Raw genomic sequence first — 24544 nt, 5'->3', positions numbered from 1 at the left:
CGGTAGCCTTGGCGACCGGGGTTCTCACCGAGACGGAAACGAAGGCGAATCAGGACTTATTCAGACTGGCGACGTACCAGTCCGGATTGGCGCGCTTGAGCCCAATTTCATATAGACCATAGGCGATCAGGAAGGTGGCCGGTGCCGAGAAGCCGGCGATGCCTGGCAGATGCATGATGACCATGCCCACGGCGGTTGCCAGGCACCAGGCGATCAAGCCACAAGGGTTGTAGGCCGGGATGTAGGCATTATCCAGTTCGACATGGCCGTTGAAGCGCTGCTGGTAGGTGCGGGAGAGGATATGCGCCAGGGCCACACCGACCCAGGCCACCACGAACACGCCCTGGTAGGCCAGCGCCTGGAGGATGTAGCTGAACACATCAGCCATCATCAGCAGATAGGACATCAGGCCGATCAAGCACCCTGCCACCACCTTGGAAAGCTTGATGCCGGTGACCTTGCGCACCAACGCCTCGAAGTTGACCGTGGCCAGGTAATAGTTGGCGGTGTTGATCCGGCTCTGTGTCACCCAAACCAACAGCAGGCCACCCACTCCCATCAATTCAAGCAGGCCCAGCACCACCGAGGCTTCCGACAGGCCATCGATGGGAATCATTGAATCGAGCAGGATGCCGACGATGCCACTGAACAGGAAAGTCATGGCATAGAAAGGGATACCGAAGGTCACCTTGGCATGGAAACTGGCGTCTTCCTGCTTGCCGAAACGGGCATAGTCGAAGGTGAACATCATCAGCACCCAGACGCCCATGTAGTAGCCAAAGGTCTGCAGCCAGCCCCAAGGCGAGGCACCCCCTTCAGGGACCCGCGACAGCCAGTCGCTCGGGTAGCCGAACTCGGCAATGGCCATGCCCACGGCAATCAGCATACCGATGACATAGACCGGCAGTAGCACCCCGTTGAACTTGTCGAGCCAGTGCTGGACGCTGCCGAAGATCAGAGAGACACCCAATATCGCCACGATGGCCGTGCTTAGGGTCATGGTCAAACTGCCACTCCACTCAGTTAGCACCAGCGCCATCACGTAACCTTCGAACACTGCGTAGTAGAGCGCCGTGGCGAAGAAGATCAGCGTGGCGACCATCGCCCCCACGTGGCCGAATAACACCTTGGAGAACAGGGCGACGGTCAATCCGGTTTTCATCGAATAGCGGCTGATCACGCTGTTGATCACCCCATAGGCAATCACCGTTAACACGATGCCGATCAATGCGTTGGTCGTGCCATAGCTGCGCGCCATGGCCGCGGCCACCACCATGTAGAAGATGGCACTGCACACCGCCCACCATGCCATCATCAGGTTGGTCCGCGGCATCCGCCCTTCAACGGGCACCGGCTGTTCTGCATAGTCGAGGTCAGCGGCCTCGGTCGTCGACGTTTGATTGGTCATCTCGAATACCTTTGTTGTGCTTGTCTTCAGGACAGACGACCCCTGTGCCGCCGAAATCGGCGACACTCAGGTTGGTCAATGAGAGAACCGGGATGGCTTAGGTCACACCTGCCCCGGCAGCCACCTGGCTCACGGAGAGCATGGCGATCATGGCATCTGGCGCAGGACCTCCATCCCCTTCCGGTATTTCGCACGGGCGGCCAGGGCCTCCTCCAGGCTAACTGGTACGAAGCGAACCTTCTGGTGAGGTTGGATCTGTCCGACCCAGTCCATGTCGGCGCTGATCACGGTGCCGATCATCGCGTAGCCACCACCGGACACGGCATCGCGGTGAAGAATGATCGGCTCGCTGCCGCTGGGCACCTGGATGGAACCGATCGGGTAGCAGGCATCGACGATGTTCGAAGGATCGTCGCCGGCACCGAACGGCGGCTCGCGCTCGATGAATGACAACGGACTTCCTCCCTTCATGCGATAGCCGATACGGTCAGCTTCGGAGGCCACCGTCCAGTCTTCCTCGTAGAAGCGCTCGCGGCTCTCGTCGGTCAGCCTGTGGTCGTAGATGCCAGGCACCACGCGCAGCATGTAGTGCTTGGAGAACTGCGGAATCAGCGCTTCCGGCAACTGGCGCCCTTCACGGGCAGCGGCGGAGGGTGGCAAAAGGTTCAACTGGTCGCCAGCTTGCAGCGGCCGACCATCTAGGCCACCCAGGCTGCCCAGCGCATAGGTACTACGACTACCGAGCTTCTCGGGCACGTCGATGCCACCCTCGAACGCCAGATAAAGCCTAGCCCCGGCCTTGACGAAGTCGAAGCTCAAGGTCGCTCCCGCCGGCACCCGGAACACCTCGTTGAGGGGCTGAGCTTCACCGTTGACCCGCGGCGTCATCTCGGCCCCACAGGTAGCGACACAGCGGCTTTCCTTGAACCTTAGTTCCGGCCCCATCAAGGCACATTCCAGCACCGCGGCTCCTTCCGGGTTACCGAGTAGCAGATTGGCCGCGCGCAGAGAGCGCTGATCCATACCCCCGGATGGCGGAATCCCCAGGTGGTAGCTGCCCTGGCGGCCCGTGTCCTGGATGGAGGTCGCAAGCCCGGGCTTGATCACGTCAATGGTCATGGAGCACCTCCTTTACGCGGCTGGCATAGCCATCGGGGTCACGGTTGAAATCGTCCAGGTCGAAGGTGAATGGCACCACCCGGGGTTCGTAATGCCCAGCCTCGGCATCGGCCAGCAGGCGATCGTACTCGTCGCGGTCGATGGGCCGATGCTTCACGATGTCGCCAGGGCGAAAGAAGATCATCGAATCGTCGATGTGCGGCTGTTGGTCGAACGGGTCGTAGATCGGCATCGGGGTGACCCCGAACATCTGGTAGCCACCGGCACCACGAACCGAATAGATGCAGCTGAAGCAACCGCCATAGCCCACGGTCTGCTTGGGCGTGTCGGTACGAGGACGCAGGTACTTGGGCACCTGGATCTGTCGCTCGCGCGGCACCATCTGGTACATGAACGGCAAGCCCGCCACGAAACCCACCATCGACACGAACCAGGGACTGCCGCTGTGCGCCTCGATGAAGGCCTCGACGCTGTCGTAGCCGTTGATTCGCGCGGCGTAATCGAGATCGGTACCGCTCGGGTCCTGATGGCGATCGCGAAAACGCATCAGGGTCTCGTGGGTCCAAGGGTCGTTGTAGAGTACCGGCACCTCGATCACCCGCGTCTCGATATTGCGGACCTGTTGCGCCGAGACCTCGCGGTCCAGCGACTCCAGGACTTCCTGCAGCGAAGCGGCGGAGAGTTGGTCGGGATCGTAGCGAACCTGATAGGAAGCATTGGCCGGACAGATCTCGATGATGCCCGGTACGGACATGGCCTTCAGCCGCTGAGTGATGGAGATCGAGCGAAAGAAAGCCTCGAGCGTCATCTCCTCGCTCAATTCCACGAACATGAACTCGTCAGCGGCCAGGCTATAACGTGCCGTGGCTGTCTTGTCAGCACTCATGACACCACCTCCTTATCGCTTGGTGTGAGTGTGGGCTTGGCTTCCAGCCAACGCTCGAGAAAGCCGGTGTCCACCGCGCCCTGGCGCACCTCCGGGTCATCGACCAGGCGCCGATGTAGTGCCGCCGTGGTGGCGAACCCCTCTAGGGTGAACTCGTCCAAAGCGCGGCCGGCTCGGATCAGTGCGCTTTCGCGGCATTCGTCCCAGACGATCAGCTTGGCCACCAGCGAGTCGTAGAAAGGCGGCATGCGGTAGCCTTCGTAAAGGCCACTGTCGATACGGATACCGGGCCCTGAAGGCCAGACCAACCGTTGCACCTGTCCAGGTGACGGAAAGAAGCCTCGCTCGGGGTCTTCAGCATTGATGCGCATCTCAACTGCCCAGCCTCGACGCTGGATATCCTGCTGGGTGAAGCGCAGGCGCTCACCACGTGCCAGACGCAGCATCTCGCGCACCAGGTCGACCCCAGTGACCGCCTCGGTGATGGGGTGCTCGACCTGGATCCGGGTGTTCATCTCGATGAAGAAGAACTCACCAGTGGTGTCGTCGTAGAGATATTCGAGGGTACCGGCACCGAAGTAACCGACATGTTCTGCCAGGGCCACCGCCGAGCGGCACAGTAATTCTCGGGTCGTGTCGTCGAGAGCCGGCGAGGGACACTCCTCGAACACTTTTTGCCGGCGCCGCTGTAGCGAGCATTCACGCTCGAAGAAATGGATGGCCCGCTCCCCATCGCCGAGGACCTGGACCTCGATGTGGCGGGCGTGCTCGATGAATCGCTCAAGATAAACACGGTCATCACCGAAGGCGGTGCGGGCCTCGGTCTGCGCCATGGGCAGCTGTTCACGAAGCTCCGCGGCATTTCCCGCTACCCGGATGCCACGACCACCACCACCGGCGGCCGCCTTGATGAGCAGTGGGAAGCCCACACTCTCAGCCACGGCCAACGCCTCGTTCAGATCACTCACCGCGCGTGGCGAGCCCGGCACCACCGGCACCCCGGCATCGATCGCCGTCTGGCGTGCCATGGCCTTGTCACCCATGCGTTCGATGATCGATGCCTCCGGGCCGACGAATACCATCCCCGCCGCCTTCACTGCTCTGGCAAATTCGGCGCTCTCGGAGAGGAAGCCATAGCCAGGATGCACGGCATCGGCCCCCACGCTTTCCGCGGCCTGGAGTATCGCCTCGATGTTCAAATAGCTCTTGGAGGCCTGTGGCGGGCCAATGCAAACCGCTTCATCGGCTCGCTGCACAGCCAGACTATCGGTATCGGCCTCGCTATGGGCAACGATGCTGCACATACCGAGTTCACGAGCGGCACGCACCACTCGCAGCGCGATCTCGCCACGATTGACGATCAGCAGTCTACGAATCATCACTTCACCTCCAGCACCGCGATGGACTGGCCAGCCTCGACGACGGTTTCCTCCTCGACCTGGAAGGCGGTGATGGTGCCTGCCTCATCGGTCTTGAGTTCGAAGAATTGCTTCATGACTTCGAGAAGCCCGATCACCGAGTCCGTCTCTACCTGCTGCCCTTCTTCCACGAAAGGCGGCTTGTCAGGCGACGGACGGCGGTAGAACACACCGGGGAAAGGAGCCTGGATATCCTGCTGCGACATGGTGTTGTCTCCTTCTGAATTGTGATTATGAGAGTGATGTGGCCCGACTCAGGGTGCCTTGACCTGGATCCCAGCCTGATCCAATGCGCTGCGCACGGACTGGACGAGCGACAGGGCACCAGGCGTATCGCTGTGAATGCAGATCGATTGGAAACTGACAGGTACCTGCTTGCCACTGACAGCCTCGACCACCCCCTCGTGGCAAGCTTTAAGCACCTTCCGGGCCACCGCCTGCGGGTCGAGTGGCTTGACCTTGCGCACGAAGACGATGCTGCCCTCATCGTTGTAGTCGCGGTCTGCATAGAACTCGTGAACACGCTTCAGGCCCGCCTCGCTGGCCGCCCGGTCAATGGCGGTACCCGCCAGGCAATAGATGGGCAGCGAGGGGGCAACCTGCTCGAGCGCCCGGCACAACGCCTGGGCGAATTCGTCATCGTGAGCAGCATGCATGAACAACGCACCGTGCAGCTTGAAGTGGTGAAGTGACAGCCCCTCATGGGCGGCGAGTTCACGCAGTGCGCCCAACTGGTAGAGCGCGTCGTTGACCAGTTCCTCGACGGACGCATCGATGTGGCGCCGCCCGAAGCCGACCAGATCGCGAAAACCGGGGTGCACCCCCACAGCCACGCCGTACTCCGCCGCCTGGCGAAGGTTGCCAGCCATGGTGGTCGGGTCGCCGGCATGGAAACCCGCCGCCACATTGGCGGAGCTGATCAATGGCATGATCTGCGTGTCGACCCCATCACCGATCTGCCAAGCGCCGAAGCCCTCCCCCATATCCGCGTTCAAGTCGATCGTTGTTGTCATGGCGTGTCTCCTCAAATGGCGTCATTCATTTATTACAGCCATAGGAGACATATGGAATTATTAATTTTTGTTTTGTATCTTCAAAAAAACCGAACACAGGACAAGACTCCCATGTCACGCGATCTTTCACTGCGCAAGATGCGTTACTTCCTGGCGGTGGCTGAAAGCGGCAAGGTCACTCAAGCGGCGGTGGACCTCAACGTTTCCCAGTCATCCATCACCACCGGCGTACGCGAAATCGAGGAACAATTGGGCGTAGCACTCTTCCAGCGCACGTCGCAGGGCATGGCGCTCACTCAACAAGGCAGCCGCTTCCTGCATCAGATACGCCATGTGTTCCAGGCCGTCGACGAGGCCTTCGATAGCCTCCAGGACAACGCTGCCGCGGTGACTGGCACCTTGAATCTGGCCATGAGCTACACGGTCGCGGGTTACTTCATACCGCCGCTACTGGCACGCTTCCAGCGCCGCTATCCTGGCGTACAGATCAGACCTCACGAGGCGCCCCGCCCGGCCATCCAGCAGGGGCTGACATCCGGCGAGTTCGATCTGGCCATCGTGTTGACCTCGAACATCGACCAGACCTCGGGCTTGGAGCGTGAGCCACTGATCCACTCGCCACGCCGGCTGTGGGTGAGCAGCCACCATCCGCTACTGATGCGTGACAGGGTCGGCCTACACGACCTGGTAGATGAGCCGTACATCATGCTGACGGTGGACGAAGCGGATCAAACCGCCCTGAGATACTGGGAGCCCACAGGCCTCACTCCCAACATTCTGTTCAAGACATCGTCGGTGGAGGCGGTGCGTAGCATGGTCGCCAATGGCACCGGCATCAGTATTCTCTCCGACATGGTCTACCGGCCATGGTCACTGGAAGGTAGGCGCATTGAGCACATCGACCTGGACGATCCGATTCCCACCATGGAGGTCGGCCTCGCCTGGCCGCAGCACAAGCCTCTTTCAGGGCCCGCCAGGGCCTTTCAGGAGCTGGCTACCAGCTTTAGCCATTGACTCCGCGGCGCTGGACATTTCCCTCTACCCTCCCTCTTCGACATTCGTCGAACGCTTCAAAACTTGCACTTTACGTTAACGTAAACCTCGCCTAGTCTTGGGGCATCTGCCATCTTCATGACATGAGTTCGCTCGCCGGAGTGCCTCCGCTCCGGCACCAGACAGACACGGAGCCACGCCATGCAAACGCCCTTCACTCCCCTCGACTTCGGCCTGGACGAGACGCTGGTCATGCTGCGCGACCAGGTCAACGCCTTCGCGCGCGACGAGATCGCCCCGCGCGCCGCCGAGATCGACGAACAGAACGCCTTCCCCAACGATCTGTGGCAGAAATTCGGCGACATGGGGCTACTCGGCATCACCGTGCCTGAAGAGGACGGCGGCGCCGGCATGGGTTACCTCGCCCACTGCATCGCCATGGAAGAGATCTCTCGCGCCAGCGCCTCGGTGGGTCTCTCCTACGGCGCCCACTCCAACTTGTGCGTCAATCAGATCAAGCTCAACGGCACTACCGAGCAAAAAGCCAAGTACCTGCCCAAGCTGATCAGTGGCGAGCATGTCGGTGCTCTGGCCATGTCCGAGCCAGGCGCTGGCTCTGACGTAGTGTCGATGAAGCTGCGCGCCGAGAAGCGCGGCGACCGCTACATTCTCAACGGCAACAAGATGTGGATCACCAATGGCCCCGACGCCGAGGTACTGGTGGTCTACGCTAAGACCGAGCCGAGTGCCGACTCCAAGGGCATTACCGCCTTTATCATCGAGCACGGCTTTGCCGGTTTTTCCACCGCCCAGAAACTCGACAAGCTGGGCATGCGCGGCTCCAACACCTGCGAGCTGGTGTTCCAGGATTGCGAAGTACCCGCAGAGAACGTGTTGGGTGAGGTCAACAAGGGCGTGAAGGTGCTGATGAGCGGCCTTGACTACGAGCGCACCGTGCTCGCCGCCGGCCCCATCGGCATCATGCAGGCCGCCATGGACGTGGTGGTGCCCTACGTGCACGAACGTAAGCAATTCGGCCAGAGCATCGGCGAATTCCAACTCGTACAGGGCAAGGTCGCCGACATGTACACCACCCTCAACGCCTGTCGCGCTTATCTCTACACCGTGGCCGCCGCCTGCGATCGCGGCCGGACGTCACGCAAGGACGCCGCCGGCGTGATCCTCTACTGCGCTGAAAAAGCTACCCAGGTCGCGCTCGACGCCATCCAACTGCTCGGCGGCAACGGCTACATCAACGAATACCCCACCGGCCGCCTGCTGCGCGACGCCAAACTCTACGAGATCGGCGCCGGGACCAGTGAGATTCGGCGGATGTTGATCGGTCGCGAAATTTTCAATGAGTCTGCTTAAACCAAGCCGTAAGCTATAAGCCGCAAGCTGTAAGTAACTGCTTTTCTGGGTTTTCTTACAGCTTCAGGCTTACAGCTTAAAGCTCCCCGGAGGGGTACATGGCAATCCTACAAACCCACATCAACCCTCGCAGTGAGGGCTTCCAAGCCAACGATGCGGCAATGCGCGCCGAGGTCGGTAAGCTGCGTGAGTTGATCGCGGCCGTCGCCAAGGGTGGCGGCGAGAAGGCGCGTGCGCGTCATGAGTCGCGTGGCAAGTTGTTCGTGCGCGATCGTATCGATCATCTGCTCGACGAGGGTTCGCCGTTTCTCGAGCTCTCGGCCTTGGCTGCGCATGAGGTCTATGATGGCCCGGTGCCTGCCGCAGGTATCGTCACTGGTATCGGTCGGGTATCTGGCGTCGAATGCGTGATCGTCGCCAATGATGCCACCGTCAAGGGGGGTACCTACCATCCGCTGACGGTGAAGAAGCATTTGCGCGCTCAGGAAATTGCCCACAAGAACCGCCTGCCCTGCATCTATCTGGTCGACTCCGGTGGTGCGCATCTGCCTCATCAGGATGAGGTATTCCCCGACCGCGACCATTTCGGGCGTATCTTCTATAACCAGGCCACGCTTTCCGCCGAAGGTATCCCACAGATCGCCGTGGTGATGGGCTCTTGCACCGCTGGTGGCGCCTATGTGCCAGCCATGGCCGACGAGTCGATCATCGTCAAGCAGCAAGGCACTATCTTTCTGGGCGGCCCACCGTTGGTGAAAGCCGCCACTGGCGAGACCATCAGTGCCGAGGATCTGGGCGGCGCCGACGTCCATACCCGCATCAGCGGCGTGGCCGACCACTACGCCGATAACGACGCCCATGCCCTGCAACTGGCGCGACGTGCCGTGTCGCGGCTCAACTGGCACAAGCGCGGCCAGCTCAAGATACGAGAACCACGATCTCCACGCCTCGACCCCAACGAGCTCTACGGTATCGTCGGCACCGACTTGAAGAAGCCCTACGACGTGCGCGAGGTGATTGGCCGCATCGTCGACGACTCCAACTTCGACGAATTCAAGCGCTACTACGGCGATACCTTGGTCACCGGCTTCGCCCATCTGCACGGCTACCCGGTGGGTATCATCGCCAATAACGGCGTGCTGTTCTCGGAGTCCGCCTTGAAGGGGGCGCACTTCATCGAGCTGTGTGCCCAGCGCGGGATTCCGCTACTTTTCCTGCAGAACATCACCGGCTTCATGGTTGGCTCCAAGTACGAACACGAAGGCATCGCCAAGCACGGCGCCAAGCTGGTCACCGCCGTGGCCTGCGCCAAGGTACCCAAGTTCACGGTACTGATCGGCGGCAGCTTCGGTGCCGGCAACTACGGCATGTGCGGCCGAGCCTACGACCCCAACCTGCTGTTCATGTGGCCCAATGCGCGCATTTCGGTGATGGGTGGCGAGCAGGCGGCCAACGTGCTGGCCCAAGTCAAGCGAGAACAGTATGAGCGCGACGGACAGGAATGGAGCGCCGAAGACGAGGAAGCCTTCAAGCGTCCGACACGCGACGCCTACGAGCGTCAAGGCCACCCCTACTATGCCAGTGCCAGATTGTGGGATGACGGCGTGATCGACCCGCTGCAGACCCGCGACGTGCTCGGCCTGGCGCTGGCCGCCGCCATGAATGCGGAGATCGAAGAGACAAGATTCGGAGTGTTTAGGATGTGACCCACGCTTCGCGTGGAGCTGGAAGCTGTAAGCTGTAAGCTGGAAGTCTCCTCCGCACGCTCTGGTGACCAATCTGAATTTCTTACAGCTTAAAGCTTACGGCTTACAGCTTTATCGATGAGGTTGCCGCCCATGACAGACACGACAAGTTATTCCCGGCTTGAGATCGACTCCCGAGGCGTCGCTTGGTTGACGCTGGATCGTCCGGACGTGCACAACGCTTTCGATGACCATTTGATCGCCGAGCTCAATGCCCATCTGGACCGTCTGGCCGCGGCGGCCGAGCGTAACGAGGTTCGGGTGGTGGTGCTGGGTTCCAAAGGCAAGCACTTCTCTGCCGGGGCCGATCTCGGCTGGATGAAGCGCATGGTCGAATACGACCTCGACGACAACCTGGCCGATTCCCGAGAACTCTCGCGTTTGATGCATGACCTGGATACCCTGCCCTGCCCTACGCTGTGCCGGGTTCAGGGTGCGGCTTTCGGTGGTGCTGTGGGCCTGGCCGCCTGTTGCGATATCGTCATCGCTTCGGAGCGGGCCCGATTCTGTCTGTCGGAAGTCAAGCTGGGCTTGGCGCCGGCGGTGATCAGCCCCTATGTGCAGCGTGCCATTGGGCCGCGCCAGATGCGCCGCTATGCCCTTTCCGCCGAAGTCATCGAAACCGCTCACGCGCTCGAGCTAGGGTTGGTTCACCGCGTGGTGGATCACGATTCCCTGAACGACGCCATTGAAGACATGATCGATACCCTGCTTGCCGCTTCGCCCCAGGCCAGCCGCGCCACCAAGGCGCTGCTAGCTCATGTAGCGCGCGATCCCGATAGCGAAGCCACTCGCGAACATTGTTGCCGCGTGATCAGCCAACTACGCATCAGCGACGAAGGCCAGGAAGGACTCAGCGCCTTCTTCGATAAGCGTGCTCCACGCTGGCAAGCCCCCGAAAGGAAGAACGGAAAATGAGTCAGACCCGCTTCGACAAGGTCCTGATCGCCAATCGTGGCGAAATCGCCTCCCGCGTGATGCGTACCGCCCGTCGCCTGGGCATTGGCACCGTCGCTGTCTATTCCGATGCCGATGCTCATGCCCTGCATGTCCGCGAAGCTGATGAAGCCGTGCATATCGGCCCCGCTGCAGCCCGCGAGAGTTATCTCAACATGGAAGCGGTGCTCAAGGCCGCCCGACGTACCGCTGCCAGCGCCATCCACCCCGGCTACGGTTTTCTGTCCGAGAATGCCGCCTTCGTCGAAGCCTGTGCCCAAGCGGGAGTCACCTTCATCGGCCCGCCGGCAACGGCCATTTCCGCCATGGGCGACAAGTCCGCCGCCAAGGCGCGCATGCAGCATGCTGGCGTGCCGTTGGTGCCGGGCTATCACGGCAACGATCAGGGCGACGACGTGCTCAAAGCTGAGGCCGACAAGATCGGCTATCCGGTACTGCTCAAGGCCAGTGCCGGCGGGGGCGGCAAGGGGATGCGCGTGGTGGAATCCGCCGCCGGCTTCCAGTCCGCATTGGATGGTTGCCGTCGCGAATCCCAAGCCGCCTTTGGCGATCAGCGCATGTTGGTCGAGAAGTACCTGATCCGGCCCCGTCACGTAGAAGTCCAGGTGTTCTGTGACACCCATGGCAATGGCGTCTACCTGTTCGAACGCGACTGCAGCGTGCAACGCCGCCATCAGAAGGTATTGGAAGAAGCGCCGGCACCGGGCATGACCGCGGAACTGCGCCGGGAAATGGGTGAGGCCGCCGTGCGCGCTGCCAAGGAAATCGGTTATGTGGGTGCCGGTACCGTGGAGTTCCTGCTGGACTTTTCACAAGAGCATGACGGCAGCTTCTACTTCATGGAGATGAATACGCGCCTGCAGGTGGAGCATCCTGTCACCGAGATGATCACCGGTCAGGACCTGGTGGAATGGCAACTACGCGTGGCCATGGGTGAACCGCTGCCCTGCTCCCAGGACGAACTGACCATTAGCGGCCACAGCTTCGAGGCACGCCTGTATGCCGAGGATCCCGAGCAGGACTTTCTGCCAGCCACCGGCACCCTGGAACGCTTCGCCCTCGATTTGGAAGGCGCCAGTCTCGATCCCACTCGTGTGCGCCTGGACAGCGGTGTGGAAACCGGCGACGTGGTCTCGATGCACTACGACCCCATGCTGGCCAAGCTGATCGTTCATGGCGACGACCGCAACCAAGCGCTTGCCACGCTGAACCGGGCACTGGCCGCGCTGGACGTGCGCGGCGTCGTTACCAACCGCGCCTTCCTGCAACGCCTGGCTGGCCACCCTGCCTTCCAGGCCGCCCAACTCGACACGCGCTTCATCGAGAACCACCAGGAAGCGCTGTTCGCCATCCGTGACTACCGCCTCGAGGACTATGCTGCGGCGGCGCTGGTGGCACTCGATCAACTCGGCCGCGAACGTGAAAGCGCTTCGCCCTGGGACCGCCACGATGGTTTCCGACTCAACGCCGCAAACCGCATCCGCGTGGCGCTCTGCGACCCCGCACATGCTCAAGACGAAGACGATTCGGAAGCCGTAGTCACAGTCGACGGTCTTCGCGAGAGCGAGCAGGAGCCTTGGAAGCTCCACATCCGTGACAAGACCCTCAGCGCCGAACTGCAACGTCTGAGAGGTGACGCCGTAGCCATCACCCTTGACGGCCACCGTCGTCGCCTTGAGGCACGGCTGGTCCGCCATCAGGAGAGCAGCATCATCGTGCTCGCCGATACTCATGGCGAGACCCGGCTGTTCTGGCGCCGCCTGGACGCCGTCGATCACGGCCACCACGAAGCCGAATCGACACTCACCGCCCCCATGCATGGCACCGTGGTCGCGCTGCTGGTGGAACCCGGTACTCCCGTGGAAAAAGGCATGCCGCTGATGGTCATGGAAGCCATGAAGATGGAGCACACCCTGGCCGCCCCCGCCGACGGCCACGTGGAAAATTTCCACTTCCGGGCAGGTGACACCGTGGGACAAGGAGATGTGCTGCTCGAATTCACCGCCAATGAATGACTCGGATGAACTCAGCCCCCTCGTGGGAGCACAGTTTACTGCGCGATCCCGGCCGTCAGGCCGGCATAGGGGCAAACCACCATCATCGCGAAGCAAAGCTTCGCTCCCACAACGGCCTCCTGGCCCATCCTCGGTGGGAGCGCAGATTTTCTGCGCGATTGGCGCCGCAGGCGCCCATTGCTTCTGAAGGAGAGACATCATGCCCTTTCCCAACGCCATCCGCCTGGTCGAGGTCGCTCCCCGCGACGGGCTACAGAACGAACCCGAACCGATCGACACCGCCACCAAGCTGGAACTGATCGACCGACTCGGCGCCGCCGGTATCCGCTACATCGAAGCGGCAAGCTTCGTCTCGCCCAAATGGGTGCCGCAAATGGCCGACCATCGTGACGTGATGGCCGGCCTGACACGCCGCGAAGGCGTGACCTACTCCGCCCTCACCCCCAACCTCAAGGGCCTGGAAGCCGCCCTGGAATGCGGCGTCGAGGAAGTCGCGGTATTCGGCGCCGCCAGCGAAACCTTCTCGCACAAGAACATCAACTGCTCGATCGCCGAATCGCTGGAACGCTTCGCACCGGTACTGGAACGCGCCAAGGACGCCGGCGTGCGAGTACGCGGCTACGTTTCCTGCGTCCTGGGTTGTCCCTATGAAGGCGAGATCCCCCCCGCCAAGGTCGCCGACGTCTCCAAGGCACTGTATGAAATGGGCTGCTACGAAGTCTCACTCGGCGACACCATCGGCACCGGCACCCCACTCAAGGCCAAACGCATGCTCGAAGCAGTGGCGAAAGACATCCCCATCGACAAACTCGCCGCCCACTTCCACGACACCTACGGCCAAGCCCTCGCCAACCTCTACGCCGTGCTCGAAGAAGGCATCGCCGTAATCGACAGCTCCGTCGCCGGCCTCGGTGGCTGCCCCTATGCCAAGGGCGCCTCCGGCAACGTCGCCAGCGAAGACGTCATCTATATGCTCAACGGTATGGGCATCGAAAGCGGCATTGACCTCGACAAGCTGGCCGAGACCGGCCAGTGGATTACCCTGGCTATTGGGCGACCCAATCGATCAAAGGTGGGCGTGGCGATGGCGGCGAAGTAATTAGGCGGGCGAAACGAAAAGCCCCCGAGTCAGGTGACTGACTCAGGGGCTTTGTGATTGTTACGCTCAGTTGTCTTCGTTGGGGATTTTACGCCCAACTCAGCCACGGACCTGCTGGAGTGAATTGTCAGGCTACATATCGACTGAAAAGATGGTCATACCGGTCTTCCGGGAGCATGACTGGAAAAGAAAGTAATAACGTGTCCCTGAAGGCTCTCGGGCAGTAAAGACCTCATGATCCATGGCTGGGCGAGACTCGATTGATGACGGGTCAAGTCCTACGGATCTAAATCGTTCATGAGTTGCATGAAGATCATCAACCATCAAGTCGAACGAGGCGTGGCCCGTCGCGACCCTGTCTGTTCGCTTCAGGGTTAGGTGTGTGCCTTCGCGCATCTCATAAACAAATACTTCAGGTTCATCGAAGCTTGGACGCATACCAACCATGCGCATGAACCGAGATGGCGCCTCCATGCAGTCCGTCGCCAGAACGACGTGAGCTACGCTTGTTGTAGGGCATTATGCTTACCTCAGGTTCTTCTCGTAGCGCCAAACTTCGAGCGGAAAATGTCCGTCCGGTGTTGGCAACTGGCTGATCATGTTTCCAACGCGGCGCCAGCCTTTCTTCTCGTAGAACTTTGCAGCCCGCTCGTTGCCAATCGCGCACGCGAGCCACGCCGTCTTGACACCAAGAGTGCTAAGACGTTCTTCGGCATCGGCCAAGAGCATTGCTGCGATTCCATGACCTCGTGCCTCAGCCGAAACATAGAGTTGATAGAGCTCGTCATCCTTGATGATACAGAATCCAAGCAGCTGACTAGGAGAGCCTGCCACTCGCACGTTGTGAAGGGCTTCTTGGAGCCTGTATTTAAAGCTCTCCAGCGTCCGGTACCGGGCGAGTTCCGTCGGTAAAATCCGGGAATGGGCATCCTGCCAACCGTCATGCCAAATACTCGCCAACTGATCGAGCTCAATCTCTTTGGCTGTTCTTACATCCATTGCGTCTCCTGGCGCCGGGCTTGTGATGTCTGGGAAGTGGCCTAACACCGCAATCAGGGGTAGCTAAATGGTGACAGCTTTTAGATATCCCTTGCATTGCTTTGTTAGGCATTTGGGATGTTAGCTAGCAGAATGTACTGCAACACTCCGACCTCACGACTCTGGATCAAACCCGAATACTCGAAGCTCCTGATCACGCGACACGCTTTCGCGATACGTGCGGCCCATGCGATGGCCTCCTTACTTGAAGGCAGCTCAAGTACAGTGAATCCACCATTGAGCGGAGGCGCCCACGGGTAGCCTCCCTCAGCGACTGAACCATTGGCCGAAACTAGAACGGGCGGTACGGTTTCATCAATACCACCGCCGAAAACGTAGACGCCCGCTTCCTTCGCCTCGCGTATCACGGCATGAGCGTCTCGACCCACCGCCTCCCACTCACTGTCGGGTACATTCATTGCAGCACTGGGGAATGAAATTAGATACTTTGCCATGATCTTCTTTCTCTAAGAATTCTGCGGTTAGTGATACAGGCCATGCGCGAAGCTTAGCAGCGCCCTTGTAATGGAGGCGTAGCCACAATGAAAAGAGCGTCCGGCGGCCATCGGCCGCGTACTACAGCGACTGGTCAAATACAGGTTTACTCAGATTCTGAGCCCCATGAGTAGCTGGCGTTTTTACCTTTTCCCTTACCAAGCTTTTTTCGGTCAATCATTCGGGATTCAAACTGAAAGCTCTCGTCTATTTTGACAACGAGTAGCTTGTTGAAATTGCCCGCCCTCTTGACCAACACCTTACCTTTACCCTTTTCAGGAGAAATCGTCTTGATCTCTACCCAGTCGTTCCCCATGCGACCATCTGAGCCGGCCATACCAGGGCGATGGCGTTCGATCCCATATTTTATCTCAGCGTAAAGCTCACCGAGTTCTCCCCAAATTTGAAGGTAACGACCAGTGAGCTCGTGGTACTCGGCTGCGGAATAAACCAAGTCCTCAAACACTTTGATAATTTCGATGGGAGCATTGGGAAACTCAGACTTCAGGTCTTGCTCATGCAGTTGGCCGTTAATCCACTGCCAGCTAATCCATTCACCATCATCCCAAATACCATCAGATGGATCACTGATGGGCAGCCCTGTCATTGCACACCGCATCTCGGTGCCTCCCTGTATTTAACGCCGCAATCACACGCTTGTCGCGTGCATTGCTTCGTTATATGATCGTCATATCCATACGTCATTGGTGGCGGTACGCTCATTTATTTCGCCGTCTCCTGTATTCAAGACACCCTTAGGCTCGATCAGCATTACCTCGACTTCATTTTCAGCATAAGGTTTGTGCTCAACGCCCTTGGGCACGACATACATTTCGCCCTCAGACAGATTCACGTAGCCATCTCTAAAATCAATACGAAGAGATCCCTTCAAAACAATGAAGGTTTCATCAGTGTCCTGATGATCATGCCATACGAAGTCACCCTCCAGTTTCACCAGTTTGAACTGATAGTCGTTCATCTCTGCCACTACTTTAGGTGACCATTGCTCTGCAAACAGGCTGAGCTTATCTGCGAAATTTATAGATTTATTCTGCACTAGCGATTTCCTCATTCAGATAACGGCGAAGCACAGCGGCGACTGGATGGCTTTGTTGGGCGGCAACATCGGATGCTCTTGGTTCATATGCTAGGTGCCCCTGAATATGTAACCCATGCCCTAATGAATCTCGCTACAAACTCCTTCTGGTTGCCCAAACTCCAAGCGACTGGTCTAGATGCTTTCGCATGCCGACCACCCTCTCTGGGTGCAAGGTTGTTCGCGGAGCATCGTAGTCTCTCAAGGTCTTTGCACGTTACGTTGAGCGCCGACGCAATGTCCGCATCTTTGCCGAATTCTTGTTTCGCATACTCGTAGATCATGTAGTAATCTGCAGCGTTTCGATCCCGGCGCCCATTCAGCCATAGCGCATTGCGCACGCACTCGGAACGCTCGCACGCGCGCTTTGCGCACTTGGCATAACTTATTATTTCGTCCTCAGTGCCTTGATACTCGTGCACAGATCCGACTCTTACGGTTTGATTGCCATTGTTGTCTGTTATCGGCCCTCGTCCGATGGTCGTATTGAGCTCGTCGGTTCGCTGCCCCGCTAGTGCGCTCCAAGACCGGAGGACGCCCAGAAGGATCTGGAAGCGTTCCCCGGCAAGCGCCTCTGCTTCGGGATCAGTGGTGCTACCATCGACCCCGAGACGCAGCTCATTTTCACCTGACTGCAGGCAAAGGAAGCCTGGGAACATTTCGGCTCCGAACATAGATAACAACTTAATATCCGTTGCCTGACGTAGTTCCGGCGCCCTGAAGTAAACCCTCACCACTTCCTCCATGCCGCTGTCGACATCGGTATCATGCAGCCCAACGCCGCATTAAGGTGTGAGCAACGCCACCACCAAACCTAAACCACAGCACCGTAAACACGAAACCCAACCTAGAACCGAAAATGCCAAGTGTTGGGAATGATGCTCCCCCAAAAAAATGGACACGCTCTATTCTCACATGACGGCCTCAAACTCTCGCGGAGTCTGATAACCAAGGCCACTGTGTAGCCTCTGGGTGTTGTAGAATCTATCGATGTAATTCCTTATATGTTTTCGCAATTGGCGGATGGTCACAAAGCTGGTGGCGTGTAACAGTTCGCCCTTCAATGTCTTGAAGAAGGACTCAACCTCGGCATTGTCGGTACATTGGCCTGGGCGGTTCATGCTGTGGCGTACTTGGTGGCGTTGTAGCAACGCTTGGGTTTTTCGTGCGCGATATTCAACACCTCGATCCGTGTGAAGCAGTAGTCCTGGTGCCGGTTGCCGCGAAGTGAATGCCTGTCTCAGCGCGCCCCGGGATAAATCACCATCCAAGCGTTCCGCCAGTTGCCAGCCAATCACCCGGCGCGAGTACAGATCCAACACTACCGCTAGATACACCCAGCGTCGCCCCAGCCTGATATAGGTGACATCACTGCTCCACTGCTGATCGATGCCGACCGGCTTCGCTTCCACCAAGCGGTGATTGGGGAGAGCCTTCAACTCCTCCCGGCGTTTGAGCAAACGGCGATACACGCGACTCACACGAGCTTTCATGCCCCATTCCCGCATCAGCCTCGCGATCCGATTTTCGCTGGCCACTATCCCTTCGCGACGGAGTGCCTGGTAAACCTTGGGGCTACCGTAGCGATGATGGCTAGCGGTGTAGATTCGGTGAATGTGGCCCAACAGCTCTGCATTTTGCACTGCTCGCTGACTAGGCTTGCGATGCAACCACGCATAGTAGCCTGACCGAGAGACCTTCAAATGACGGCACAGCGCCTTTACGGAGTATCGTTCCCGGTGTTTCCAGACGAACCGGAAGGCTTCCTGCGTGCTTCCGCCTGGAAACGTTGCCACTTTTTTAAGATGTCATTCTCCTCTTCCAGCTCAGCGACTCGGCGCTTGAGACGGTTGATCTCATCCTGTTCTTTCAGTTGCTTCTTGGCGTCTGGCGGCGCCTTCGGCTTGCTCATGGCAAATTTCCCTTCCCGGTATTCCTTGCGCCAGCGTGACAGCATGAAGGGGTGAATATCCAGCGCTTCGGCTACGCCTTTGACACTTCGGTGGGACTGATGGCTCCACTGGACAGCTTTGACCTTGAATTCAACCGAATACTTTTGAGTCTTCTTCCCCGTATTCATTGCCGGCATCGTTCACCTCCATAGCGGTTAGCGATGCGTGTCCACTGAAGTGGGGGAAGTCCAGAATCACTCTTAAATGCCTTGTTAGGCTGAACCAACCTCAGAAAAGTAACTTAAAACACCAAACCTAAGAGCTCTATGCTTTTCAGCTGATATATCCATGAATGTACAAAGCGGTGGGTTATCAAGGTGATACGCTAAGGATTTATTGCGCTGGGTTATCCAATTGACCGAGATTCGCCATTCAGTTGTATCTGAAACTGGTGATAATTGTTTCTTGCTTTCCCCGTCTGCCACCTTTACTGGTTCAACCACAACACCCACAGCAATGACGCCTTTCCGCTTAGCGAAAAGGAAAATAATATCGCCTACTCTTGCTCTTGACATATGTTCAGAGTATCTAAATTTCTCCCAAGCCATAGCCGTACCAAGAGACAACATTAATTCTTCATGCAAGTGTCCACCATCAGCTGTTCTAGTTCCATTTCGGCGATCACTATTACAAATGAAAAACTGTCGAGAGCCATCGTCAAATTCAAGTAAGCGCGATTCATTGGGCTTAGATATAGTTGAATTGATATGCTTATCAAACTTTCTTATTTTTTGTTTTAGGGCTGATAATTCATGCTCAATTTCATCAGTATATTTGGATAATGAGTTAAGCAAGTCATGCGTTAACGGTGATGCTTCAGACCAAATCGACTCAAACCAATCATGCAGTTGTTGTGACTGCCCATCCTCAAGAGCAACACCTACTTCAATATTATTGTTAATGCCATTATTAGTTAAATTCGCAGATGAAATAACAGCCTTTCTTCTATCAGCAATATATACCTTGGCATGAAACTTAGGGTAACTAGGCAAAACTCGAATATTGATGCCTTTGTTGTAAAGCCAACGAAGTGCTTCTAAGCTTGTTGCACCAGAAATCAAGTCCGCACAAGAAACTGATGTTAGCAATCGCACCTTTATATTGTTTGATGCCCCCAACAGCTTTGTATCAGTGATATAAGCCGTCGCCACATCAACGTTAGCTTGAGCATCTGAAAGCAACTTTTGTAGCTCTTTGATATGAACCCTTTCAGAACAGTAATTCTCTGCAATTATTTTTGCCATAAGCCCCTGATATGTGATGAGCGTCGTGTTAAGCCTAACTGTTCAGCATTTGTTCAACAGGTATTAGACGGCGCACTCGTTTATTGACTTGAACGCGCCTGCGCATTCAACAATATTATCAAGCGTGACTTTTCATCTAACCCCTTGATTTACAATAGTAATCTAAGAATAGCCTAGGCTATCTATGCGGGCTTCGCGTGCTTGCGCGTTTTGCTGGAACCAATCCAATAATACTGTATGTATATCCAGAAACCGAAAGAGCCGCGTATGGACACGCACAGCAAACCACCGAAGCTGATGGATCGAGTGAAGGCTACCATGCGAGTGAAGCGCCATGTGCTCGATCAGCCTCTCGGAGATATTGGCGAGTTCTCGCACGCCAAGCGCCCTCGTCGGCTGCCGGTGGTGCTATCCCACGCAGAGGTGATGCGCGTGCTGAACGAGCTGTCAGGCCCCATGCATTTGATGGCGACCTTGATGTATGGCTCGGAACTCCAGAAGAAGGAAGGCAAAACTCAAGGGGATGGGAACGCTACCGCCCCTACCCGGCAGAATGGATGATGTGGCGCATCATCCGTAATGCGGCAGTCCATGCGTACCTTGTGAATACCTAAGCCATCTTTGCGGCTTTTTTCCTACCGTAGCCAACCGCAACGTTGAGGGCAACGCCAACGAAAGCTTCCGCGGGTCGCCCACTTCAAAGATGCCACCTCAGCCACGTTGCGCCGCTTCGATTGCCGCGATGTCGATCTTTTTCATCTGCATCATCGCATCGAACGCGCGCTTGGCAGCAGCGCGATCGGGATCGGTGAACGCTTTCGTCAGGGCAATCGGCGTAATCTGCCAGGATAATCCCCATTTGTCCTTGCACCAGCCACACGCGCTCTCCTGGCCGCCGTTGCCGACTATCGCGTTCCAGTAGTGATCCGTTTCGGCTTGGTCAACCGTTGCAACCTGAAACGAGAACGCTTCGTTATGCTTGAACGCAGGCCCGCCGTTGAGCCCGAGGCACGGAATGCCCATTACGGTAAACTCGACGGTCAGCACGTCCCCTTCCTTTCCCGACGGAAAGTCTCCCGGTGCGCGATGCACTGCACCAACGGATGAATCGGGAAAGGTCTTTGCGTAAAATCGCGCTGCATCCTCGGCGTCGCCATCGAACCAAAGGCAAACTGTGTTCTTTGCTGGTGTCGCCATGTCACTTCTCCATCGTTTTGAGTCACCCATAACCGGCAGCCCATAACTCCGAAAGACTCGGGCCAGGTAGCGCCGCCGTGGTTGTGAGTCCCATCCAAGGCGAATGCCGCCAGCTTTTCACCCCCGACCGCTAGCCCTCTCGCTGTATCTTCTCACGCCGTGCGACTTCCGCCGGCGTGGGGGGATCCATGGCAAAGTCGCCGGTTTTCACCGCGCCATCGCGCACATAATGCGCGATCACAATACCGCTGGGCGACACTCGACTGGCGGCCAGTTTGAACGCCGCTGCCTTCGCGCCATCGTCAAACAGCTTCTTGCCTCTCCCAAGCACGACCGGGAATATGAATAGATTGATCTCGTCGACGAGGTCGCTCGCAAGCAGCGTTCGGATCAGGTCGGTGCTGCCTTGTGTAACTAGTGCTGGTCCGTCTTCCTGCTTCAGCCTGGCGACATCGGACGCCGCGTCACGGAGGGCCACCGAGTCCTTCCAGGTCAGTTCCAGCCCCTTTCGGGTCGCAACGTACTTTTTGATCGAATTGAAGGTCTTGGCGATGGAATCATCAGGCCCGTCCTCGGCATACGGCCAGTGAGCGGCGAAGATCTCGTATGTCTTCCGTCCGAGCAGCAGGTCGAACCGCTGACTGAACATCTTGCCGATCTCTTCGCCGAACACCTCATCCGCCAGCGGCGCGACCCAGCCGCCGTAGCTGAATCCGCCGGTCGGATCTTCCTGAGGCCCACCGGGCGCCTGCATGACGCCATCCAGTGACACCATGGCGCCGACAATCACTTTTCGCATGAGCTCATCCTCCTGGTTTGCTTTCTAGCATCCAGTAGTCGAACGAGACACCCCGTAATCGACAGCCGCTGCGTTCTGGGTGTGAGTAGCACCCAACGCAAAGCTAAGCCGCTGAGCGCAGCGCAGAACCGGTCGGCTCAAGGGGCCGCTGCCCAACCAATCACCCTGCTCGTGGCTGAGCGCTATTCGACCGCAGTCAAGTCAAATATCATCGTAACCTTCCTCTCTATTACCGTCAGATATTTGATATTGCTCTATATAGGCCGTTGCATTTAAATTATGCTTCTCTGCAAAATCAAATATCTGCTCCGCACTTTCAACATCCGAATAGAAAAATCCAATTTCTTGCCCAAAACTATCTAAAGCCCAAAATGTATAAAACCGCTCTTTATTATTCAGCATGCTCAATATTTCATTCAAACCTCTTATGAGATTTTTATTTTCCAACACATGACTTTGATCTGCGACTTCAAATGAATAACTTGCATTATTTACTGCAATACTTAGCGTGACTATATCGCCATCTTCTTCTGCTACAAAATTGTTTAAAGTCAACGCCTCTCCAGATAGGCTGAACAACTCCTCTATGATGCCTTTATAATCATCGGGCTCATCAATTTCACTATCTTCAATATGAATTTTTTGCCTAGAGACCACCTGACCAACGTATTCTTCAAAGCTCATACATCATTTTCTCCAAAAATGACCTGACATCATTGCACGCACCACCAATCGGATTGAACGACTTGTTATGGCGAACCTGGGTTTTTAATGGCTTGAGAAAAGAACCAATAGCAAGCCGATAGCTCCTGGCAGCGCCTGCACAAATAGAATTTTTCGGCTTGCTGTCATTGCACCGTAGATGCCAGCCACGACAACGCACGCCAGGAAATATACCTTGAAGTCATATCCTGCCGTACCTTGAATTAAGCCAACCAAAAGACCGCCTGCAATAAAACCATTATAAAGCCCCTGATTTGACGCCAAAACCTTTGTAGTTTCCGCTTTCTCTTTGGACTGCCCAAAGACTTTAAGGCCCATCGGCTTATCCCAAAGGAACATTTCCAGTATCAGGAAATACCCATGAAGCAAGGCTACCAACAACACTACCAAATCAGTAATCATTGTCATTTGCAACTACCTGTTCGTGATTCATATGCCTCCAACAGCGGCAAGCGTAACGAGATCCAGCCCCGTAGGGGCGATGCTGCTTGGCCTTGTTACAAGCTGGCTATTAACCGATTATTTTTTCTTGTTCCCAGAACTCATAAATCTTTATCCACCATTTCTTTGATTCTGCCAACAGATAAGTTTTTACCTTTTCAGCCCTCCATACCAACAACAAGATCACATGGCAGCTTACCGCCCGCCATGAACGGCGCGAGGAACGAGAGTCCGGCAACTAGGCACGCTACCGCCCCTACCCTGCAAACTATGATGACCTCCTGCCATCCATGCGGTAGTCCCTGCATTCCATCGATGCTATTCCCCAAAGCGGCCGTCTCAGCAGCCTTAATGAGCCAGAGTATGCATGAGTTACGATGGATGCAAAACGGACAACTTCAGTGACATTCACAGTTGGCGCTTCGTCTCCTCCTCGCCCGAGTACTCGTGTTCGGCCAGGACGAGTGATATAGTCGGGTCAGTTAGCTCGCAGGGAAGCAGCGATGTCACGGTCACGTCTCCTACTTACAGTACTCGCTGGAGCAGCCTTCTTTCTGGCGAGCCAAGCTTGGGGCGCTTGGAGTTCGATCACCGTTCGGAACGGTTCGCACATCACCGTGGGGTACATCGACAGCGACGGCACCCTGCGCGGCAGTTCCCATTCGACCATCGGCTACGTCGATTCCGACGGTACCGTCCGCAACAGCTCACACTCAACTATCGGTTATGTCGACTCCGGCGGCACGGTCCGCGACAATTCACGCTCGACACTTGGCTACGTCGACGTCGATGGGACTCTGCGGAACGCATCCAGTAGCACGATCGGCTATCTGGATGACTGCACCTGGCGCGACAGCAGCCGCGGCACTTCGGGCTACTTCGACGGCTGCTCGCCGTCGGACTGGCAAGCGATGGCGGGCTGGGTCTTCTTCATGACCGCACAGTCAAGAAGCGAGTGACAAGGAGGTTCGATCCCGTCGAGGCTGATACGAGGGCGAGGCGCGGTATCCTTGGGCTTCCGTTGCATTGGCTTTGCCCGACAGTTGCATCTGCGGATTATTCGTAATGGCTCCAGAGCCGGAGAACCTTCACCACTCGCTCGTTTTCAAGCACTTGGTACACCAAGCGATGCTGGCTTGGTGTAAACCAACTTCCATATCACCAGTCCGGCTCCTCATCGCACTCATCGACAGGGGTATCCACGCCCTCACGGATCGACTCCCGCATGCCTGGCACAGAGAGCAGGAATAGCGTTTCTTGTATAGCCGCCCAATCTTCCTCGGAGACCAGCACTGCCTTGTTCCGTTTACCCATGATAACAATCGGCTGGTGAGACTCGGCGGTTTGATCAATCAATCGATAGAGGTTGCTGCGTGCTTCCGTTGCCGTAATTCCGATCATGACGCACCTCCGGTGTGTACGACTCTGCATCAGTGTGCGCCATTTGGTACGCACGTCAAAACGAACGTGATATGTGACGATGAAGCTGAGCTACCGGCTTGGGCGACTGAACGACGAAACAAAACGCCCCGAGC

The 24544-nt window shown here is 57.3% G+C and carries 24 protein-coding genes and 1 pseudogene; 8 read left to right on the top strand and 17 right to left on the bottom strand.

Going from position 1 to position 24544, the window contains the following annotated elements; genetic code table 11:
- Positions 1 to 49 precede the first annotated feature (49 nt).
- From L861_RS01495 to L861_RS01470, 6 genes are all read right to left on the bottom strand, one after another.
- Complete coding sequence (locus tag L861_RS01495; RefSeq protein WP_016414761.1) at positions 50 to 1408, bottom strand: purine-cytosine permease family protein; 1359 nt, start codon at positions 1406 to 1408, stop codon at positions 50 to 52.
- Positions 1409 to 1555: 147 nt separating this feature from the next.
- Entirely contained in the window at positions 1556 to 2527 is a 972-nt protein-coding gene (locus tag L861_RS01490; RefSeq protein WP_016414760.1) for a 5-oxoprolinase subunit C family protein, read from the bottom strand.
- The gene (locus tag L861_RS01485; protein ID WP_016414759.1) at positions 2517 to 3413 is read right to left on the bottom strand and encodes a 5-oxoprolinase subunit B family protein; all 897 of its coding nucleotides are present in this window, start codon (positions 3411 to 3413) and stop codon (positions 2517 to 2519) included. Before L861_RS01485 ends, L861_RS01490 begins: the two co-directional genes overlap by 11 nt.
- Positions 3410 to 4792, bottom strand: coding sequence for an acetyl-CoA carboxylase biotin carboxylase subunit (locus tag L861_RS01480; protein WP_016414758.1), 1383 nt, complete (start codon positions 4790 to 4792; stop codon positions 3410 to 3412). Before L861_RS01480 ends, L861_RS01485 begins: the two co-directional genes overlap by 4 nt.
- The gene (locus L861_RS01475; RefSeq protein WP_016414757.1) at positions 4792 to 5037 is read right to left on the bottom strand and encodes an acetyl-CoA carboxylase; all 246 of its coding nucleotides are present in this window, start codon (positions 5035 to 5037) and stop codon (positions 4792 to 4794) included. Before L861_RS01475 ends, L861_RS01480 begins: the two co-directional genes overlap by 1 nt.
- Before the next feature lie 48 nt (positions 5038 to 5085).
- Positions 5086 to 5844, bottom strand: a complete 759-nt coding sequence (locus tag L861_RS01470; RefSeq protein WP_016414756.1) for a 5-oxoprolinase subunit PxpA — start codon at positions 5842 to 5844, stop codon at positions 5086 to 5088.
- Between the two features lie 111 nt (positions 5845 to 5955).
- Here L861_RS01470 and L861_RS01465 point away from each other — a divergent pair, with 111 nt between their 5' ends.
- The 6 genes from L861_RS01465 to L861_RS01440 all read left to right on the top strand — a co-directional run bounded on the left by L861_RS01465 (position 5956) and on the right by L861_RS01440 (position 14024).
- On the top strand, positions 5956 to 6858 hold the full coding sequence (locus tag L861_RS01465) for a LysR family transcriptional regulator (protein WP_016414755.1): 903 nt from the start codon (positions 5956 to 5958) through the stop codon (positions 6856 to 6858).
- 180 nt (positions 6859 to 7038) lie between these two features.
- The gene (locus L861_RS01460) at positions 7039 to 8208 is read left to right on the top strand and encodes an isovaleryl-CoA dehydrogenase (RefSeq protein ID WP_016414754.1); all 1170 of its coding nucleotides are present in this window, start codon (positions 7039 to 7041) and stop codon (positions 8206 to 8208) included.
- A gap of 98 nt (positions 8209 to 8306) precedes the next feature.
- Complete coding sequence (locus tag L861_RS01455) at positions 8307 to 9914, top strand: carboxyl transferase domain-containing protein (RefSeq protein WP_016414753.1); 1608 nt, start codon at positions 8307 to 8309, stop codon at positions 9912 to 9914.
- Between the two features lie 132 nt (positions 9915 to 10046).
- The gene (locus L861_RS01450; RefSeq protein ID WP_016414752.1) at positions 10047 to 10871 is read left to right on the top strand and encodes an enoyl-CoA hydratase-related protein; all 825 of its coding nucleotides are present in this window, start codon (positions 10047 to 10049) and stop codon (positions 10869 to 10871) included.
- A complete protein-coding gene (locus L861_RS01445) occupies positions 10868 to 12925 on the top strand; it encodes an acetyl/propionyl/methylcrotonyl-CoA carboxylase subunit alpha (RefSeq protein ID WP_016414751.1) in 2058 nt (685 codons plus the stop codon). Before L861_RS01450 ends, L861_RS01445 begins: the two co-directional genes overlap by 4 nt.
- Positions 12926 to 13124: 199 nt before the next feature.
- The gene (locus tag L861_RS01440; RefSeq protein ID WP_016414750.1) at positions 13125 to 14024 is read left to right on the top strand and encodes a hydroxymethylglutaryl-CoA lyase; all 900 of its coding nucleotides are present in this window, start codon (positions 13125 to 13127) and stop codon (positions 14022 to 14024) included.
- 525 nt (positions 14025 to 14549) lie between these two features.
- Here L861_RS01440 and L861_RS01435 read toward each other — a convergent pair.
- From L861_RS01435 to L861_RS23915, 5 genes are all read right to left on the bottom strand, one after another.
- Entirely contained in the window at positions 14550 to 15023 is a 474-nt protein-coding gene (locus L861_RS01435; RefSeq protein WP_016414749.1) for a GNAT family N-acetyltransferase, read from the bottom strand.
- 640 nt (positions 15024 to 15663) lie between these two features.
- Complete coding sequence (locus L861_RS01425; RefSeq protein ID WP_027947907.1) at positions 15664 to 16164, bottom strand: hypothetical protein; 501 nt, start codon at positions 16162 to 16164, stop codon at positions 15664 to 15666.
- Between the two features lie 81 nt (positions 16165 to 16245).
- Complete coding sequence (locus L861_RS01420; protein WP_016414747.1) at positions 16246 to 16614, bottom strand: cupin domain-containing protein; 369 nt, start codon at positions 16612 to 16614, stop codon at positions 16246 to 16248.
- Positions 16615 to 17564: 950 nt separating this feature from the next.
- Positions 17565 to 18742 (bottom strand): IS3 family transposase gene (locus L861_RS23920; protein WP_144062932.1). Its coding sequence is split into 2 segments (ribosomal slippage): positions 17565 to 18446 and positions 18449 to 18742, totalling 1176 coding nucleotides; the frame shifts between segments, so codons are not numbered across the junction.
- Between the two features lie 75 nt (positions 18743 to 18817).
- A complete protein-coding gene (locus L861_RS23915) occupies positions 18818 to 19849 on the bottom strand; it encodes a phospholipase D-like domain-containing protein (protein WP_081645739.1) in 1032 nt (343 codons plus the stop codon).
- Positions 19850 to 20116: 267 nt separating this feature from the next.
- Here L861_RS23915 and L861_RS01400 point away from each other — a divergent pair, with 267 nt between their 5' ends.
- The gene (locus L861_RS01400; RefSeq protein WP_016414745.1) at positions 20117 to 20410 is read left to right on the top strand and encodes a hypothetical protein; all 294 of its coding nucleotides are present in this window, start codon (positions 20117 to 20119) and stop codon (positions 20408 to 20410) included.
- Positions 20411 to 20560: 150 nt separating this feature from the next.
- Here L861_RS01400 and L861_RS01395 read toward each other — a convergent pair whose 3' ends face one another.
- From L861_RS01395 to L861_RS01380, 4 genes are all read right to left on the bottom strand, one after another.
- Entirely contained in the window at positions 20561 to 21046 is a 486-nt protein-coding gene (locus tag L861_RS01395) for a VOC family protein (protein ID WP_016414744.1), read from the bottom strand.
- A gap of 130 nt (positions 21047 to 21176) precedes the next feature.
- Entirely contained in the window at positions 21177 to 21845 is a 669-nt protein-coding gene (locus tag L861_RS01390) for a dihydrofolate reductase family protein (protein WP_016414743.1), read from the bottom strand.
- 201 nt (positions 21846 to 22046) lie between these two features.
- Complete coding sequence (locus L861_RS01385; RefSeq protein WP_016414742.1) at positions 22047 to 22529, bottom strand: hypothetical protein; 483 nt, start codon at positions 22527 to 22529, stop codon at positions 22047 to 22049.
- Positions 22530 to 22613: 84 nt separating this feature from the next.
- The gene (locus L861_RS01380; protein WP_016414741.1) at positions 22614 to 22976 is read right to left on the bottom strand and encodes a DUF1304 domain-containing protein; all 363 of its coding nucleotides are present in this window, start codon (positions 22974 to 22976) and stop codon (positions 22614 to 22616) included.
- Between the two features lie 536 nt (positions 22977 to 23512).
- Between L861_RS01380 and L861_RS01375 the strand changes: the two genes are divergently transcribed.
- Positions 23513 to 23968 (top strand): 5-fold beta-flower protein, encoded by a 456-nt coding sequence (locus L861_RS01375; protein WP_016414740.1) that lies wholly within the window; start codon positions 23513 to 23515, stop codon positions 23966 to 23968.
- Between the two features lie 97 nt (positions 23969 to 24065).
- Here the strand turns inward: L861_RS01375 and L861_RS23910 are convergent.
- Together L861_RS23910 and L861_RS01370 are read right to left on the bottom strand one after the other, a co-directional pair.
- A pseudogene (locus tag L861_RS23910) lies at positions 24066 to 24143 on the bottom strand (Txe/YoeB family addiction module toxin); the annotation flags it as partial.
- A gap of 24 nt (positions 24144 to 24167) precedes the next feature.
- Positions 24168 to 24410 carry a type II toxin-antitoxin system Phd/YefM family antitoxin gene (locus L861_RS01370; RefSeq protein WP_016414739.1) on the bottom strand — a complete coding sequence of 81 codons (243 nt, stop codon included), beginning with the start codon at positions 24408 to 24410 and terminating at the stop codon, positions 24168 to 24170.
- Positions 24411 to 24544 lie beyond the last annotated feature (134 nt).

Source organism: Litchfieldella anticariensis FP35 = DSM 16096, assembly GCF_000409775.1.
GTDB lineage: Bacteria > Pseudomonadota > Gammaproteobacteria > Pseudomonadales > Halomonadaceae > Litchfieldella > Litchfieldella anticariensis.
This window is presented reverse-complemented; position numbering and strand designations above follow the sequence as displayed.

Bases quoted from the DNA above. Each gene is read 5' to 3' on its own strand.
- L861_RS01385 (WP_016414742.1), bottom strand. From the start codon at position 22,529: ATGAGCTTTGAAGAATACGTTGGTCAGGTGGTCTCTAGGCAAAAAATT.
- L861_RS01480 (WP_016414758.1), bottom strand. From the start codon at position 4,792: ATGATTCGTAGACTGCTGATCGTCAATCGTGGCGAGATCGCGCTGCGA.
- L861_RS01485 (WP_016414759.1), bottom strand. From the start codon at position 3,413: ATGAGTGCTGACAAGACAGCCACGGCACGTTATAGCCTGGCCGCTGAC.
- L861_RS01475 (WP_016414757.1), bottom strand. From the start codon at position 5,037: ATGTCGCAGCAGGATATCCAGGCTCCTTTCCCCGGTGTGTTCTACCGC.
- L861_RS01465 (WP_016414755.1), top strand. From the start codon at position 5,956: ATGTCACGCGATCTTTCACTGCGCAAGATGCGTTACTTCCTGGCGGTG.
- L861_RS01450 (WP_016414752.1), top strand. From the start codon at position 10,047: ATGACAGACACGACAAGTTATTCCCGGCTTGAGATCGACTCCCGAGGC.
- L861_RS01380 (WP_016414741.1), bottom strand. From the start codon at position 22,976: ATGACAATGATTACTGATTTGGTAGTGTTGTTGGTAGCCTTGCTTCAT.
- L861_RS01440 (WP_016414750.1), top strand. From the start codon at position 13,125: ATGCCCTTTCCCAACGCCATCCGCCTGGTCGAGGTCGCTCCCCGCGAC.
- L861_RS01490 (WP_016414760.1), bottom strand. From the start codon at position 2,527: ATGACCATTGACGTGATCAAGCCCGGGCTTGCGACCTCCATCCAGGAC.
- L861_RS01495 (WP_016414761.1), bottom strand. From the start codon at position 1,408: ATGACCAATCAAACGTCGACGACCGAGGCCGCTGACCTCGACTATGCA.
- L861_RS01395 (WP_016414744.1), bottom strand. From the start codon at position 21,046: ATGGCGACACCAGCAAAGAACACAGTTTGCCTTTGGTTCGATGGCGAC.
- L861_RS01370 (WP_016414739.1), bottom strand. From the start codon at position 24,410: ATGATCGGAATTACGGCAACGGAAGCACGCAGCAACCTCTATCGATTG.
- L861_RS01390 (WP_016414743.1), bottom strand. From the start codon at position 21,845: ATGCGAAAAGTGATTGTCGGCGCCATGGTGTCACTGGATGGCGTCATG.
- L861_RS01425 (WP_027947907.1), bottom strand. From the start codon at position 16,164: ATGACAGGGCTGCCCATCAGTGATCCATCTGATGGTATTTGGGATGAT.
- L861_RS01470 (WP_016414756.1), bottom strand. From the start codon at position 5,844: ATGACAACAACGATCGACTTGAACGCGGATATGGGGGAGGGCTTCGGC.
- L861_RS01435 (WP_016414749.1), bottom strand. From the start codon at position 15,023: ATGGATGTAAGAACAGCCAAAGAGATTGAGCTCGATCAGTTGGCGAGT.
- L861_RS01460 (WP_016414754.1), top strand. From the start codon at position 7,039: ATGCAAACGCCCTTCACTCCCCTCGACTTCGGCCTGGACGAGACGCTG.
- L861_RS01455 (WP_016414753.1), top strand. From the start codon at position 8,307: ATGGCAATCCTACAAACCCACATCAACCCTCGCAGTGAGGGCTTCCAA.
- L861_RS23915 (WP_081645739.1), bottom strand. From the start codon at position 19,849: ATGGCAAAAATAATTGCAGAGAATTACTGTTCTGAAAGGGTTCATATC.
- L861_RS01400 (WP_016414745.1), top strand. From the start codon at position 20,117: ATGGACACGCACAGCAAACCACCGAAGCTGATGGATCGAGTGAAGGCT.
- L861_RS01445 (WP_016414751.1), top strand. From the start codon at position 10,868: ATGAGTCAGACCCGCTTCGACAAGGTCCTGATCGCCAATCGTGGCGAA.
- L861_RS01375 (WP_016414740.1), top strand. From the start codon at position 23,513: ATGTCACGGTCACGTCTCCTACTTACAGTACTCGCTGGAGCAGCCTTC.